At 64.7% G+C, this 14,239-nt stretch carries 14 protein-coding genes; 6 read left to right on the plus strand and 8 right to left on the minus strand.

Annotated features, from left to right (window positions below; translation table 11 throughout):
* Positions 1–97: 97 nt before the first annotated feature.
* The 8 genes from K2Y56_RS01855 to coxB all read right to left on the minus strand — a co-directional run bounded on the left by K2Y56_RS01855 (position 98) and on the right by coxB (position 6,802).
* Positions 98–856, minus strand: a complete 759-nt coding sequence (locus tag K2Y56_RS01855; RefSeq protein WP_292504301.1) for an SURF1 family protein — start codon at positions 854–856, stop codon at positions 98–100.
* Entirely contained in the window at positions 853–1,218 is a 366-nt protein-coding gene (locus tag K2Y56_RS01860) for a DUF983 domain-containing protein (RefSeq protein WP_292504304.1), read from the minus strand. The genes K2Y56_RS01855 and K2Y56_RS01860 overlap by 4 nt, the downstream gene beginning before the upstream one ends.
* A 149-nt stretch (positions 1,219–1,367) precedes the next feature.
* The gene (locus K2Y56_RS01865; RefSeq protein WP_292504307.1) at positions 1,368–2,219 is read right to left on the minus strand and encodes a cytochrome c oxidase subunit 3; all 852 of its coding nucleotides are present in this window, start codon (positions 2,217–2,219) and stop codon (positions 1,368–1,370) included.
* A gap of 137 nt (positions 2,220–2,356) precedes the next feature.
* Positions 2,357–2,968: a cytochrome c oxidase assembly protein gene (locus K2Y56_RS01870; protein WP_292504310.1), complete on the minus strand. Its 612-nt coding sequence runs from the start codon at positions 2,966–2,968 to the stop codon at positions 2,357–2,359.
* 10 nt (positions 2,969–2,978) lie between these two features.
* Positions 2,979–3,155 (minus strand): hypothetical protein, encoded by a 177-nt coding sequence (locus tag K2Y56_RS01875; protein WP_292504313.1) that lies wholly within the window; start codon positions 3,153–3,155, stop codon positions 2,979–2,981.
* Positions 3,152–4,108, minus strand: coding sequence for a heme o synthase (locus K2Y56_RS01880; RefSeq protein WP_292504316.1), 957 nt, complete (start codon positions 4,106–4,108; stop codon positions 3,152–3,154). The genes K2Y56_RS01875 and K2Y56_RS01880 overlap by 4 nt, the downstream gene beginning before the upstream one ends.
* Before the next feature lie 161 nt (positions 4,109–4,269).
* Positions 4,270–5,898 carry a cytochrome c oxidase subunit I gene (gene ctaD / locus K2Y56_RS01885; RefSeq protein ID WP_292504318.1) on the minus strand — a complete coding sequence of 543 codons (1,629 nt, stop codon included), beginning with the start codon at positions 5,896–5,898 and terminating at the stop codon, positions 4,270–4,272.
* A gap of 61 nt (positions 5,899–5,959) precedes the next feature.
* The gene (gene coxB / locus K2Y56_RS01890) at positions 5,960–6,802 is read right to left on the minus strand and encodes a cytochrome c oxidase subunit II (protein WP_292504321.1); all 843 of its coding nucleotides are present in this window, start codon (positions 6,800–6,802) and stop codon (positions 5,960–5,962) included.
* Between the two features lie 332 nt (positions 6,803–7,134).
* Here coxB and K2Y56_RS01895 point away from each other — a divergent pair, with 332 nt between their 5' ends.
* The 6 genes from K2Y56_RS01895 (at position 7,135) to K2Y56_RS01920 (ending at position 14,238) form a co-directional block, all read left to right on the plus strand.
* Complete coding sequence (locus tag K2Y56_RS01895; protein WP_292504324.1) at positions 7,135–8,043, plus strand: LysR family transcriptional regulator; 909 nt, start codon at positions 7,135–7,137, stop codon at positions 8,041–8,043.
* Positions 8,044–8,165: 122 nt separating this feature from the next.
* Positions 8,166–8,639, plus strand: coding sequence for a formate dehydrogenase subunit gamma (locus K2Y56_RS01900; protein ID WP_292504326.1), 474 nt, complete (start codon positions 8,166–8,168; stop codon positions 8,637–8,639).
* Positions 8,636–10,195, plus strand: a complete 1,560-nt coding sequence (locus K2Y56_RS01905) for a formate dehydrogenase beta subunit (protein ID WP_292504329.1) — start codon at positions 8,636–8,638, stop codon at positions 10,193–10,195. The genes K2Y56_RS01900 and K2Y56_RS01905 overlap by 4 nt, the downstream gene beginning before the upstream one ends.
* 14 nt (positions 10,196–10,209) lie before the next feature.
* A complete protein-coding gene (fdhF, locus tag K2Y56_RS01910) occupies positions 10,210–13,071 on the plus strand; it encodes a formate dehydrogenase subunit alpha (protein ID WP_292504332.1) in 2,862 nt (953 codons plus the stop codon).
* Entirely contained in the window at positions 13,058–13,951 is an 894-nt protein-coding gene (gene fdhD, locus K2Y56_RS01915; RefSeq protein ID WP_292504333.1) for a formate dehydrogenase accessory sulfurtransferase FdhD, read from the plus strand. Before fdhF ends, fdhD begins: the two co-directional genes overlap by 14 nt.
* Positions 13,948–14,238 (plus strand): formate dehydrogenase subunit delta, encoded by a 291-nt coding sequence (locus K2Y56_RS01920; protein ID WP_292504334.1) that lies wholly within the window; start codon positions 13,948–13,950, stop codon positions 14,236–14,238. Before fdhD ends, K2Y56_RS01920 begins: the two co-directional genes overlap by 4 nt.
* Position 14,239 lies beyond the last annotated feature (1 nt).

Here is a 14,239-nt window from a genome sequence, read left to right on the forward strand (position 1 = left end):
CGCGTGAAAGTCGGCAACCGATGACGAGAGTAGAGCGGCAGGCCGCCTTGGCAACGAAGAACTGGCCAGCAAGAGGCTTGCCAATACAGGCGTTATGTCACGCCGGGGCCGCCTCCTTCAACCGAAGCCAGGCAAAGACGCCGAAGACGCCGATAAGGCAGCCGGCGATACCAAACCAGGTGAAGGCGTATTGCAGGTGATTGTTGGGCAGGTCGACCCGCAATTGGCCGCCCTTCGGCCAGCCGCCGGGATTGGAGGTCGCATCCGCTTCGATGAGGAAGGGCGGAACATCGGCGATCCCCTTCGCGGCGGCGATGCCGGCGATATCGCGGTTGTACCATTCGCCGCGAGCCGGGTCCGGAGCTGGGACGAACATCGTCCGCGGCTCGGAACCACGCAGGATGCCGGTGACCGTGACTTCGCCTGAGACCTGGCCGGCCGAGCGCCGGGCCGGATCCTTCAACTCAGTCCGGATGAATCCACGGTTGACCAGTACCGTGCCGCCGTCGTCGCGAACGAGGGGCGTCACGACGTAGAAACCCTGCTGCGCGCGTCCGGGCGTCGAACCTGCAGCGAGGCCGTGGACGAGGGTCTCCTTGTCATGGAAGAAGCTTCCGGTGACGCGGACACGCCGGAACTCATCGGAAGCGGGGTTCCAATCCCGCGGCGCGGGGAGGCTTGCCGGCGGCTCGACGCGGGACCGCGCGATGATCTGGGCGATCAGCGCCTCTTTCTCCGCCTTGCGCTGAAGCTGCCAAGTCCCGAGACCGAGCAGGATCGCCAGCACGATGCCGGCCGCGAGCGCTGGGATCGTAAGGCTGGCCAGGGGGTTCTGCCGCCCGGTCGCCTCGTTCACCGGAAGCGTCCCTGCTCGGCCTTGTTGGCGAACTGCAACGCTGCCAGCACACCCTTGAGCGGGCGGACCAGCAGCAGGCTAAGGCCGACCGATAGTCCACCGCCGACGAGCGCATGGACCCACATCGGCGGCTCGTAGGTGATCTCCAGCCAGAGCGCGATGCCTACCACCACCACGCCCACGATCGACATGACGAAGAAGGCCGGCCCATCTCCCGAGTTGAAGCCGGAATAGTCCAGGCCGCAGGCCTCGCACGAGGGGCGGAAGGTCAGGAATCCATCGAACATGTGTCCGCGGCCGCAGCGTGGGCAGCTTCCGCGCAGGCCGGCTGAAACCGGGGAGGGGGTCTGGCTTTCGTTCAAGGCGTCATGCTCCTCGGCCCGGCTGCACGCGCAGAGTCCGGGCCATGTCGTTGGATATGGGACGTCAACGACGCCACCACGCGAAAAGGGCGGCTCACGCCGCCCTTTTCCTGAAATTCCGACGATGACCTCGCGCGTCGCGAGACCGCTCAGTGAGCCGAGGGCCCGGCGCCCCAGACGTAGATCGAGGCGAACAGGAACAGCCAGACCACGTCGACGAAGTGCCAATACCAGGCAGCGAACTCGAAGCCGAGATGCTGCTGGGTGGTCATCTGGCCGAGGTAGATCCGATAGAGGCAAACGGCCAGGAAGATGGTCCCGATGATGACGTGCGCGCCATGAAAGCCCGTCGCCATGAAGAAGGTCGACGAGTAGATGCTGCCCGAGAAGCCGAAATGGGCGTGGCTGTACTCGTAAGCCTGGCAGGCGGTGAACAGCACGCCGAGGATGATCGTCAGCCACAGGCCGTATTTCAGGCCCTTCCGGTCGCCATGCAGAAGTGCATGGTGCGCCCAGGTGATGGTGGTGCCGGAGGTGAGCAGGATCAGGGTGTTGAGGAGCGGCAGATGCCAGGGATCGAAGGCCTCGATACCCTTTGGTGGCCATGTGCCGCCGGTGAAGGCGAGACGGGAGGCCTGGATCGGGTCGGCCGTGTAGAGCGCGGCCTCGAAATAGGCCCAGAACCACGCGGCGAAGAACATCACCTCGGAGGCGATGAACATGATCATGCCATAGCGGTGATGGAGCTGGACGACGCGGGTATGGTCGCCGCTATTGGCCTCGTGGACGACGTCCTTCCACCATGCCAGCATGGTGTAGAGCACCCCGAGGGTGCCGGCGCCGAACACGTAGGGACCGATCGCCAGATTGCCGATGGTAAGGCTCTTCATCCAGAAAACGGCACCGAACGCCATCAGGAAGCCGGAAAAGGCGCCGATGAGCGGCCAAGGGCTCGGGTTCAGGATGTGGTAGTCGTGATTCTTGGCGTGCGCCTCGGCCATCGAAACTGCTCTCCTCGCCCCTGCCCTTGAGCCGCTTGCGGCAACGGGCCTTTCATCCATCCAGAGGATCGCGCGATGCCCGATCCCTCTCCCCGAACCCATAATGCGACGAGCGTGACCTTGTCACGCCGACGGCATCAGAAATTCGACTTCGTCCCCGTGCCGCTTGGTGTCGCAAGCGCGGCCGTGGGCTGGCCGTTCTTCGACGCGAAGTATGTGTAGGACAAGGTCATCTCGCTCCACTGCGCCGTATTCGAGTCTTTGCGGACATCCGGGTCGATGTAAAACACCACCGGAAATTCCATGGTCTCGCCAGGCTGCAGGGTCTGCTCGTTAAAGCAGAAGCATTGAATCTTGAAGAAATATCCGCCCATCAGGGCCGGCTGGACGTTGAACGTTGCGATGCCGGTGGTGGGTGTCGTCCCGACGTTCTTGACCCGGAAGAATACGGTCTTGGTCTCACCCAGCTTCGCGGTGACCTCGCGTACCTCGGATTGGAAACGCCAAGGGAGCGACGGAGCGACGTTCGTATCGAAGCGGACGACCATGCTGTCGTCGCTTGCAACCGCGCTTGAAGCATCCGCGCGGCGGGGTGTGCCATCGAAACCGGTGGCCTTGCAGAACAGGTCATAGAGTGGCGACGAAGCGAACGCCAAGCCGCCCATCGTCAAGACGAGGGCGACGCAGGCGAAAGCCGTGCGTGCCGCCGGGGTATTTCCAGCCGATCCGGACCTCGAGCTCTCCGACATCCTATTTTCCTCAGAGCGGACGGTTGAGGACTTGCGGCCCCAACTTGGCGATCGTCAGGACGTAGAAGATAAGCACCAGGGTACCGAGCACGACGGCGATGGCGAGCGAGCGCTTGCGCCTTCGCTCAGCCTGAACCGCGTCCAACGACTTCGGCGCGACCTCGTTTCCCTTGGGTCCGCGGCTCATGCCAAGACCCCGCGGAAAAGGCCGAGGCCGTGCTCGGCGAGGAGCGCTGAGAACAGCAGGAACAGATAGAGGATCGAGAAACCGAACATCCCCAACGCCGCCCGCTTCTCCGCCTCGCCCTCGCGGTTGCGCATCACATGCACGCTGAAGGCGATCATGCCGAGTCCGCCGAGGAGACCGGTGATGCCATAGAGTAGGCCTCCGAAGCCGAGCGCCACCGGTGCGAGTCCGATGGGAAACAGCAGCAGCGAGTAGCCGAGGATCTGACGGCGTGTCGAAACCGGGCCGGCCACGTTCGGCATCATCGGTATGCCGGCCTTCGCGTATTCGCCCGCCTTGATAAGGGCCAGCGCCCAGAAATGCGGCGGTGTCCAGATGAAGATGATCAGGAACAGGACGATCGATTCGATGCCGACGGTACCGCTCACCGCGGCCTGTCCGATGATCGGGGGGAGGGCGCCGGCAGCGCCTCCGATGACGATGTTCTGCGGCGTCGCCCGCTTCAGCCACATCGAATAGATCACCGCGTAGAATACGATGGTGAAGGCGAGGAGCCCAGCCGCGAGCCAGTTGGCTGCGAGCCCCAGGATCATCACTGACCCCGCCGACAGGACGAGGCCGAAGGCGAGCGCTTCGCCGGGCTGGATGCGGCCATCCGGAATCGGGCGCTTGGCAGTGCGGGTCATCACCGCGTCGATATCAGCATCCCACCACATGTTGAGGCAGCCAGACGCACCGGCGCCGACCGCGATCATCAGGAGAGAGATCGTCGCCACGACTGGCTGGACGTGGACATGGGAGACCACCATGCCGACCAGCGCCGTGAAGATGACGAGCACCATCACGCGCGGCTTGAGCAGGGCGAAGAAATCCGAGACCTCGCCTTGTCCGGGAGATGCTGCGAAGGTCTGAGGCTCGACGTCAGCGGAAAAGCTGTTCGACAGGCTCGTCATGGGCACCATGGCTCAACGTTCGATCTTGGAAGTGTCGGGAGTCGCCACCTCGCGACATCCGTTCACGGACCAGCGGGCTTGGCCGTACGATCCGTCTTAAAGAGCGAGGACCGCCTGGGCGGTCCTCGCGATCGTCAGGATTGTCTCGGTTGCCTTGCCCGTTAGTGGGCAGGCTCTTCGACGATCTTCGGAAGCGTCTCGAACTGGTGGAAGGGAGGCGGAGAGGACAGTGTCCATTCCAAGGTAGTCGCACCGGGACCCCAGGGATTGTCCGCTGCGCGCCTGCTCGACCGGAAGGCCAGCACCACGCCGATCACGAACACCACCATGCCCAGGGCGAAAATGTGCCCGCCATAGGTCGAGACCTTGTGCCAACCGGCGAAGGCATCGGGGTAGTCGGCGTAGCGGCGCGGCATTCCGGCGAGGCCGAGAAAGTGCATCGGAAAGAACAGGACGTTCGCACCGATGAAGGCCAACCAGAAGTGGAGCTTGCCAGCCCATTCCGGGATGATGTGCCCGGTCATCTTCGGGAACCAGTAGTAGACACCGGCGAAGATGATGAACACGGCACCGAGCGAGAGCACGTAGTGGAAGTGCGCGACGACGTAGTAGGTGTCGTGGAGGTACTTATCGACTGCCGCGTTCGCCAGCACCACGCCGGTCACGCCGCCGACCGTGAACAGGAAGATGAAGCCGACTGCCCAATGCATCGCGGCGGTGAAGCGGATCGAGCCGCCCCACATGGTCGCGATCCAAGAGAAGATCTTCACACCCGTCGGCACCGCGATGACCATGGTCGCGAAGACGAAGTAGGACTGCGTCTGGAGCGACAGACCGACCGTGTACATGTGGTGCGCCCACACCACGAAACCGACGACGCCGATCGCCACCATCGCGTAGGCCATAGCCAGATAGCCGAACACGGGCTTGCGCGAGAAGGTCGAGATGATGTGGGAGACGATGCCGAAGGCCGGCAGGATCATGATGTAGACTTCGGGGTGCCCGAAAAACCAGAACAGGTGCTGGTACAGGATCGGGTCACCGCCGCCGGCCGGATCGAAGAAGGTCGTGCCGAAATTACGGTCGGTGAGCAGCATGGTGATCGCGCCGGCCAGGACCGGAAGCGACAGGAGCAGCAGGAAGGCGGTCACCAACATCGACCAGGCGAAGAGCGGCATCTTGTGCAGCGTCATGCCCGGGGCGCGCATGTTCAGGATCGTGGTGATGAAGTTGATCGCACCGAGGATCGATCCGGCACCCGAGAGGTGGAGAGCGAAGATCGCGAAATCGACGGAAGGTCCGGGATGGCCCGACGTCGAGAGCGGCGGATACACGGTCCAGCCCGTACCTGCGCCAGATGCGCCAGGTGCGCCTTCGACGAACAGCGAGCAGACGAGGCTGAGGAAGCCCGCCACCGTGAGCCAGAACGAGATGTTGTTCATGCGCGGAAACGCCATGTCGGGCGCGCCGATCATGAGGGGCACGAACCAGTTTCCGAAGCCGCCGATAAGGGCCGGCATCACCATGAAGAACACCATGATGAGACCGTGGCCGGTCACGAAGACGTTGTAGGTCTGCGGATTCGCGAAATACTGGAGGCCCGGCTCTTCCATCTCCATTCGGATACCGAAAGAGAGGAATGCGCCGATCATGCCCGCGCAAAACGCGAAGAGCAGGTAGAGCGTGCCGATGTCCTTGTGGTTCGTCGAGAGGAACCAGAGCGAGAAGAACGACGGAGTGTGAGAGGCGTGGGCGTCGTCGTGCCCGGTATGTGCTGCGGCGGTAGCCATGCGATGCAGACCTTGATTCAGGTGCCGGATGATCTCGTGAAGGTCGGTGCGCGACCCGGTTTCAGCGCCGAGCGTCGGCGAACTTGGAGCCGTCGTCGATGCTCGCGAACTTGGTTTTTCCTTCGACGAGCCACTGCGCGTAGGCCTGGTCGCTCACGACGCGGACCGTGATCGGCATGTAGGCGTGACGTGTGCCGCAGAGCTCCGAACACTGACCGTGAAACACGCCCTCACGGTCCGCCTTGAACCAGGCCTGGTTGAGGCGGCCGGGAACGGCATCCATCTTGAAGCCGAAAGCAGGCATAGCCCAGGAATGCATCACGTCGGCAGCGGTGACTTGCACCTTCACCACCTTGTTCACCGGCACGACCATCTCGTTGTCGACGTTGAGGAGCTTGGGCTCCTTCGCCTCGTCGAGGTTCGCATCGAAGGTGAACCCGCCGCCGTTCTCGACGGCGGGGTACTCATAGGACCAGTACCAGGCGTGCCCGGTGACCTTCACCACGACGTCGGGCTTCGGGTCGGAGAGCTGTGCACGCAGGAGCCGGAACGATGGAATCGCGACCGCGACCAGGATCAGCACCGGGACGATGGTCCACGCGACCTCGATCATCGTGTTGTGCGTCGTCTTCGACGGCGTCGGGTTTGCCTTCTCGTTGAAGCGATAGATGCAATAGATCAGCAGGCCGAGCACGAAGAGCGAGATGCCGAAAGACAGCCAATGCAGTCCGTGTTCGAATGCGTGAATATCCCTGCCGTTCTCGGTGACCTGGACCTGACGGTCCATCTGCCACGGCTCGGGCTGGCCGAGGCCGGCGGCTAGCGCCGAAACGGATGAGGTCAAGAATGCGCCGAGGCCGGCCAACATTCCCAGTGACAGGTACTGCGTCTGCGTCGTGCGCATCTGCCTCTCGCGGCTCCGCTCGAAAATCATGTTCGGTCGCGCCCGCTTTACCGTTTGGCGCGCGTTGCGCAATCCAAACCTCGCGGATGCTGTGTGGACCGCGCTTCGCTGCGGCCCTGGTCTCGTGAAAGGTGTCAGACCACAACGAACATGGACACGCAACCGCAACAGCGTCGCACTGGCGCCATGATTGCCGTCTCGCAAACGGCGCTCTCCTTACTTCTCGCCAGGCCGCTTCATGCATGCGCAGCGATCGTTTTCGTGCATACGAAACGAAGGACGGGACAGGAGCGCGTCCCTAGCGCGGCCTTGCCGTCGAGCGGGATGAAACCGTGATCGAAAGATTGGAATTCATGCTGGCCTTGGCGCGCGAACGCCATTTCGGCCGAGCCGCTCAGTTCTGCAACGTCTCGCAGCAGACCCTCTCGGCCGGAGTCAAGCAGCTTGAGGAGCGGCTCGGCGTCATGCTGGTCGAACGAGGGTCACGCTTCCAGGGGTTCACACCGGAAGGTGAGCGTGTCCTCGAATGGGCGCGGCGCATTGTCGGCGATACCCGTGCCATGCGCCAGGAAGTCGCAAGCCTGCGCCGCGGTCTCACCGGCATGCTGCGTCTCGCGGCGATTCCCACCGCGACGCCCGTAGTCGCGCTGCTGACGACGCCGTTTCGTGCTCGGCACCCTGACGTCTCCTTTTCCGTCCAGTCCACGACGTCCAGCGAGATCGGGCGCTTGATCGCCGACCGCGAGATCGATGCGGGTGTCACCTACCTGGAGAACGAGCCGCTCGGACGAGTCACGACTGTCCCGCTGTACCGGGAACGCTACAAGCTCCTCACCGCGATCGACGGTGCATACGGCGCCAGGGATGCTGTGAGTTGGGAGGATGTCAGACGCCTTCTGCTCTGCCTCCTGACCCCGGACATGCAGAACCGCCGCATCATCGACGCGCAGCTCAGCCCGGACGGACGGCCGACATCGCCCCTCCTCGAATCGAACTCGATGATCGTACTGCTCAGCCACGTTCGAACCGCGAAATGGGCGAGCGTGATGCCGGCGGTCCTTGCCGACAGCTTCAGGCTTGGAGAAAGGGTGCGCGCCGTTCCTATCGTCGAGCCGGATGTGAGTCACGTGGTGGGGCTTGTCGTACCGGAACGCGAACCGATGACTCCGCTCTGCGCGGCTCTGCTCATCGAAACCAGGGCGTCGGCGCCGAGCATCGCGGACACCATCGCGTCGCTCTGATTTTTTGCAGTGCAGCAATGTATTTTGACAAAAATTCCTTGTCGTTCCACCGAACCGCATGATTGATCCAGGGGTGGCGATGGACGACTTAGAGCAGGAATAAACTGCGATGAGTTGGAACAATGGTGCCGTACGAGCCGTGGAGCGCAACGCGCGCCGCCGGGATCATCGCCGAACACTCCCATCTCGAAGGCGCCACCTTGCCGATCCTGCACGCCCTGCAGGAGGCCTTCGGTTACGTCGATGAAGGCGCGGTTCCGCTCATCGCCGATGCGCTGAACCTTTCGCGCGCCGAAATCCACGGCTGCATCACCTTTTACCACGACTTTCGCCGGGAGCCTGCCGGGCGCCATCAGGTGAAGCTGTGCCGCGCCGAGGCGTGCCAGGCGATGGGCTCGGACGCGCTTCATGCGGAGATCCTCGGGCGTCTCGGCGTCGATTGGCATGGCACCACCTCCGACGGACGCATCACCGTGGAGCCCGTCTATTGCCTCGGCCTCTGCGCCAACGGCCCAGGGGCGCTCGTGGACGACATGCCGGTGGCGCGTCTCACGACCGACGGCCTCGAATCAGCCCTGACGGAGGCCGTCTCGTGAGCGTCACCATCTACGTCCCGCGCGACGCCGTCGCCATCGGGCTCGGCGCCAACCGTGTTGCCAAAGCCATCGCAGCCGGCGCTAAAAGGCGCGGCCTTGAGGTCGATATCATCCGCACGGGCTCGCGCGGGATGCTCTGGCTTGAGCCGATGGTCGAGGTGTCCACCCCGGAGGGCCGCATTGCCTACGGTCCGGTGACGCCTGGCGACGTCGAGGCTTTGCTCGATGCCGGCCTGGCGGAGGGCGGCGCCCACCCCCTGCGCCTCGGCAAGCCCGAGAAGATCCCCTATCTTGCGCGCCAGCACCGGCTCACCTTTCAGCGCTGCGGTGTGGTCGATCCCGTCTCGGTGCTCGATTACCGCGAGCATGGCGGCTATCGCGGCCTAGAGGCGGCCCTGAAGCTCGACGCCGAGGGTATCGTCGCCCAGGTGCGGGATTCAGGTCTGCGCGGCCGCGGCGGCGCCGGCTTCCCGGCCGGCATCAAGTGGAACACGGTGATGCTCGCCAAGGCCGAGCAGAAATACGTGGTCTGCAACGCCGACGAGGGCGATTCCGGCACCTTCGCCGACCGGATGATGATGGAGGGCGACCCCTTCAACCTCATCGAGGGCATGACTATCGCCGGCATCGCGACGGGCGCGACGCGAGGCTACATCTACCTTCGCTCGGAGTACCCGCAGGCTTTCGCGACCCTCAAGGAAGCCATCGCCAACGGCCTGAAGGCCGGTGTCCTCGGCGACAACGTCCTCGGGTCCGGCAAGGCGTTCCATCTCGAAGTCCGGCTCGGGGCCGGCGCCTATATCTGCGGCGAGGAGACGTCGCTGCTTGAGAGCTTGGAGGGCCGCCGCGGCATCGTCCGGGCCAAGCCCCCGATCCCGGCGCTCAAGGGCTTCCTCGGCCAGCCGACGCTCGTCAACAACGTCATGACCTTCACGGCCGTGCCTTACATCCTGGAGCACGGCGCCAAGTCTTATGCCGATTACGGCATGGGCCGTTCGCTCGGAACCCTCGCGATCCAGCTCGCCGGCAACATCAAGCATGGCGGCCTCATCGAGTACGCTTTCGGCATCACCCTCCGCGAGATCATCGAGGATTTCGGCGGCGGCACGGCCTCCGGGCGTCCGGTGCGCGCTGTACAGGTCGGCGGTCCGCTCGGCGCCTATTTCCCAGACGAGCTTCTCGATACGCCCCTCGATTATGAAGCCATGGCAGCCAAGAAGGGCCTCGTCGGTCACGGCGGCATCGTGGTGTTCGACGACACCGTCGACATGGCCAAGCAGGCACGCTTCGCATTCGAGTTCTGCGCGGTGGAATCCTGCGGCAAGTGCACGCCCTGCCGGATCGGCGCGACGCGCGGCGTCGAGACCATGGACAAGGTTATCGCCGGCATCCGGCCGGCCGAGAACCTCGCCGTCGTGGCCGACCTCTGCGAGGTCATGACCGACGGTTCGCTCTGCGCCATGGGCGGGCTCACGCCGATGCCCGTCATGAGCGCGATCACCCATTTCCCGGAAGATTTCCGTGAGCGCGGACCGATGTCCGTTGCCGCCGAGTGAGAAGGCTCTAACCCATGGCCCTCATCAAAGAGATCGATTACGGCACGCCGATCCGCGTCTCGGAGCAGACCGTCACGCTCACCATCGACGGAATGAGCGTCACGGTTCCGGCCGGAACCTCGGTGATGGCAGCCGCGATGCATGTCGGCACGCAGATCCCCAAGCTCTGTGCGACGGATTCGCTCGAAGCCTTCGGCTCGTGCCGCCTCTGCCTCGTCGAGATCGAAGGACGGCGCGGAACGCCCGCCTCCTGCACGACGCCGGCCGAGAACGGCATGGTTGTCTCGACGCAGACCGACAAGCTCGCCAAGCTCCGCAGGGGCGTGATGGAGCTCTACATCTCCGACCACCCGCTCGACTGCCTGACCTGCGCCGCCAACGGCGATTGCGAATTGCAGGACATGGCGGGCGCGGTGGGCCTGCGCGACGTCCGCTACGGCTATGACGGGGCCAACCACGTCAAGCCGAGCTCCGACCAATACCTGCCGAAGGACGAGTCTAACCCGTACTTCGCCTACGATCCGTCGAAGTGCATCGTCTGCAATCGCTGCGTCCGCGCCTGCGAGGAGGTGCAGGGCACCTTCGCGTTGACCATCTCCGGCCGCGGCTTCGACAGCCGCGTCGCCGCCGGCCCAACCGACTTCTTCAACTCCGAATGCGTCTCCTGCGGCGCCTGCGTCCAGGCCTGCCCGACCGCGACTCTGACGGAGAAGTCGATCATCGAGCACGGCCAGCCCGACCATTCCGAGGTGACGACCTGCGCCTATTGCGGGGTCGGCTGCTCGTTCAAGGCGGAGATGCAGGGCACACGCATCGTCCGCATGGTGCCCTACAAGGGCGGCAAGGCGAATGAGGGCCATTCCTGCGTCAAGGGCCGCTTCGCCTACGGCTACGCCACCCACAAGGACCGCATCACCAAGCCGATGATCCGCGAGAAGATCACCGATCCTTGGCGTGAGGTGACCTGGGACGAGGCGATCGGCCGTGCGGCCTCCGAGTTCAAGCGCATCCAGGCCAAATACGGCAAGGATTCGGTAGGCGGCATCACGTCGTCGCGCTGCACCAACGAGGAGGCCTACCTCGTCCAGAAGCTGGTGCGCGCCGCCTTCGGCAACAACAACGTCGACACCTGCGCCCGCGTCTGCCACTCGCCGACCGGCTACGGCCTGATGTCGACGCTCGGCACCTCGGCGGGCACGCAGGACTTCGCCTCCGTGGCCCATTCCGACGTGATCCTCGTGATCGGTGCCAACCCGACCGACGGTCACCCGGTCTTCGCCTCGCGGATGAAGAAGCGCCTGCGTGAGGGCGCCAGGCTCATCGTCGCCGATCCGCGCAAGATCGACCTCGTGAAGTCGCCGCATATCAAGGCCGACTTCCACCTGCCGCTGAAGCCCGGCTCCAACGTCGCCTTCATCAACGCGATGGCGCATGTCATCGTCACCGAAGGCCTCGTCGATGAAGGCTATGTCCGCGACCGCTGCGACCTAAACGACTTCGAGGCCTGGGCTCGCTTCGTCGCCGACGAGCGTCACTCGCCAGAGGCTCAGCAGCCATTCACCGGGATCGACCCGGACGAGCTCCGCGGCGCGGCGCGACTCTACGCGAAGGGTGGCGCGGCGGGCATCTATTACGGCCTCGGCGTCACCGAGCACAGCCAAGGCTCCACCATGGTGATGGGCATGGCGAACCTCGCCATGGCCACCGGCAATATCGGCATGCTGGGTGCGGGCGTGAACCCGCTGCGCGGGCAGAACAACGTCCAGGGCTCCTGCGACATGGGCTCGTTCCCGCACGAGCTGCCAGGCTATCGCCACGTCTCCGACGACGCCACCCGCGAGACCTTCGAGTCCCTCTGGGGCGTGTCGCTCGACAAGGACCCCGGCCTGCGCATCACCAACATGCTGGACGAGGCCGTCGACGGCTCGTTCAAGGGGATGTACATCCAGGGCGAGGACATCGCCCAGTCCGATCCCGACACGCACCACGTCACCGCCGGCCTGATGGCGATGGAATGCATCGTCATCCAGGACATCTTCCTGAACGAGACGGCGAAATACGCCCATGTCTTCCTACCGGGCGCCTCTTTCCTCGAGAAGGACGGTACCTTCACCAATGCCGAGCGCCGCATCTCCCGCGTCCGCAAGGTCATGCCGCCGCTCGCCGGCATCGGCGACTGGGAGGGTACGATGCTACTCTCGAATGCGCTGGGCTACCCGATGAACTACTCGCATCCGAGCGAGATCATGGACGAGATCGCAGCGCTGACGCCGAGCTTCAAGGGCGTCAATTTCGCCAAGCTCGACGAGCTCGGCTCGATCCAATGGCCGTGCAACGACGATGCGCCGCGCGGCACGCCGATGATGCATGTCGACCGCTTCGTGCGCGGCCTCGGCAAGTTCATGATCACCGAGTACGTGCCGACCGAGGAGCGGACCGGTCCGCGCTTCCCGCTGATTCTCACCACGGGACGCATCCTCTCTCAGTACAATGTGGGCGCGCAGACGCGGCGTACCGAGAACTCGCGCTGGCATGAGGAGGACGTGCTGGAGATCCACCCGTTCGACGCCGAGGTCCGCGGCATCGTCGACGGCGACCTCGTCGCCCTGGAGAGCCGGTCCGGCGACATCGCCCTGAAGGCGATCGTCTCCGAGCGGATGCAGCCTGGCGTCGTGTACACGACCTTCCACCATGCCAAGACCGGCGCCAACGTCATCACCACCGACTACTCGGACTGGGCCACGAACTGCCCCGAATACAAGGTGACGGCGGTGCAGGTGCGTCGAACCAACCGTCCGTCGGACTGGCAGGCGCGATTCTTCGAGGAGGATTTCTCGCTGACCCGTATCGCGACGCAGTTGAATGCGGCCGAGTAGCGAGATCGCGGGCGAGGCGAGCGCGGCGGCCGTCACGGTCCGCCGCGTTCCCACTCTCGTCGTCGCCTATGACGATCCGGCTCCGCGGCCCGGCGACCGGCCGCTCGCCGTCGAGATGCCGGTCAACCTCGTCTATGGGAGCGTCCCCTACGCCGTCATGATGACGACGCCGGCCGATCTCGAGGATTTCGCCTACGGGTTCAGCCTCACGGAAGGCATCATCGAGACTGCCGAAGAAATCCGCGGCGTCTCGGTGGAGCAGGCCGAGGACGGCATGCGCCTCCTCGTCGACCTCGTGCCCGGCAGGCTACGCGAGCATCTCGCCCGCAAGCGCGCCATCAGCGGCCGTACCGGGTGCGGCGTGTGCGGGATCGACGATCTCTCGGCCCTGCCGAAGGCCGCTCCCCGCACGGGCAATGATCGGGACGTCTCGATCGACGCCGTCCAGCGGGCGCTCACGGCGTTGGGCGACGCGCAGATGCTGAACCGCGAGACCCGCGCGGTCCATGCCGCCGCCTGGGCCGACCTCACCGGGAACCTCGTCGCCGTCCGCGAGGATGTCGGCCGACACAACGGCCTCGACAAGCTGATCGGCGCCTTGATCCGCCGCGGCACCGACCCGGCAGACGGCTTCGTCGTCATCACGAGTCGATGCTCGTTCGAGATGGTCGAGAAGACCGCTTCGTTCGGGGCAGCGGTGCTGGTGGCGATTTCGGCGCCCACATCCCTCGCCATCGATCGTGCCGGCCTTCACGGCATGACGCTCTGCGCCATCGCTCGGTCCGACACGCTCACGGTCTTCACCGGCCGCGAGCGCCTGATCCTCGAGTCCGTCAGCATGAGCGGCAACGCCACCACCGTCACAGAGCCAGAGTCATGAGCGCCCTCACCACCGACCAGAAGCTCGTCAGGATGGCGAACCAAATCGCCGGCTTCTTCCGGTCCTATCCGGACGACGAGGCCGTCGCCGGCATCCACAAGCACATCGTGGCGTTCTGGACACCCAAGATGCGACACGCCTTGCGTGCCTACGGTCCGAAGGAGGAGAGCGGTCTCGATCCGCTAGCCCTCAGGGCGATCCTCGAGGCGCCGGCCGCAGAGGGCCCGGTGCGTGCCGCCACGCGCGATCCGCAACTGATCGGCGCCGGCGCGAGCGATGCCGGATAGG

Origin of the sequence: Methylobacterium sp., assembly GCF_019745455.1 — a bacterium.
Lineage (GTDB): Bacteria > Pseudomonadota > Alphaproteobacteria > Rhizobiales > Beijerinckiaceae > Methylobacterium.

Coding starts and splice junctions, on each gene's coding strand:
- K2Y56_RS01865 (WP_292504307.1), bottom strand. CDS start 2,219: ATGGCCGAGGCGCACGCCAAGAATCACGACTACCACATCCTGAACCCG.
- K2Y56_RS01870 (WP_292504310.1), bottom strand. CDS start 2,968: ATGTCGGAGAGCTCGAGGTCCGGATCGGCTGGAAATACCCCGGCGGCA.
- K2Y56_RS01875 (WP_292504313.1), bottom strand. CDS start 3,155: ATGAGCCGCGGACCCAAGGGAAACGAGGTCGCGCCGAAGTCGTTGGAC.
- K2Y56_RS01880 (WP_292504316.1), bottom strand. CDS start 4,108: ATGACGAGCCTGTCGAACAGCTTTTCCGCTGACGTCGAGCCTCAGACC.
- ctaD (WP_292504318.1), bottom strand. CDS start 5,898: ATGGCTACCGCCGCAGCACATACCGGGCACGACGACGCCCACGCCTCT.
- coxB (WP_292504321.1), bottom strand. CDS start 6,802: ATGCGCACGACGCAGACGCAGTACCTGTCACTGGGAATGTTGGCCGGC.
- K2Y56_RS01900 (WP_292504326.1), top strand. CDS start 8,166: ATGGTGCCGTACGAGCCGTGGAGCGCAACGCGCGCCGCCGGGATCATC.
- fdhF (WP_292504332.1), top strand. CDS start 10,210: ATGGCCCTCATCAAAGAGATCGATTACGGCACGCCGATCCGCGTCTCG.
- fdhD (WP_292504333.1), top strand. CDS start 13,058: ATGCGGCCGAGTAGCGAGATCGCGGGCGAGGCGAGCGCGGCGGCCGTC.
- K2Y56_RS01920 (WP_292504334.1), top strand. CDS start 13,948: ATGAGCGCCCTCACCACCGACCAGAAGCTCGTCAGGATGGCGAACCAA.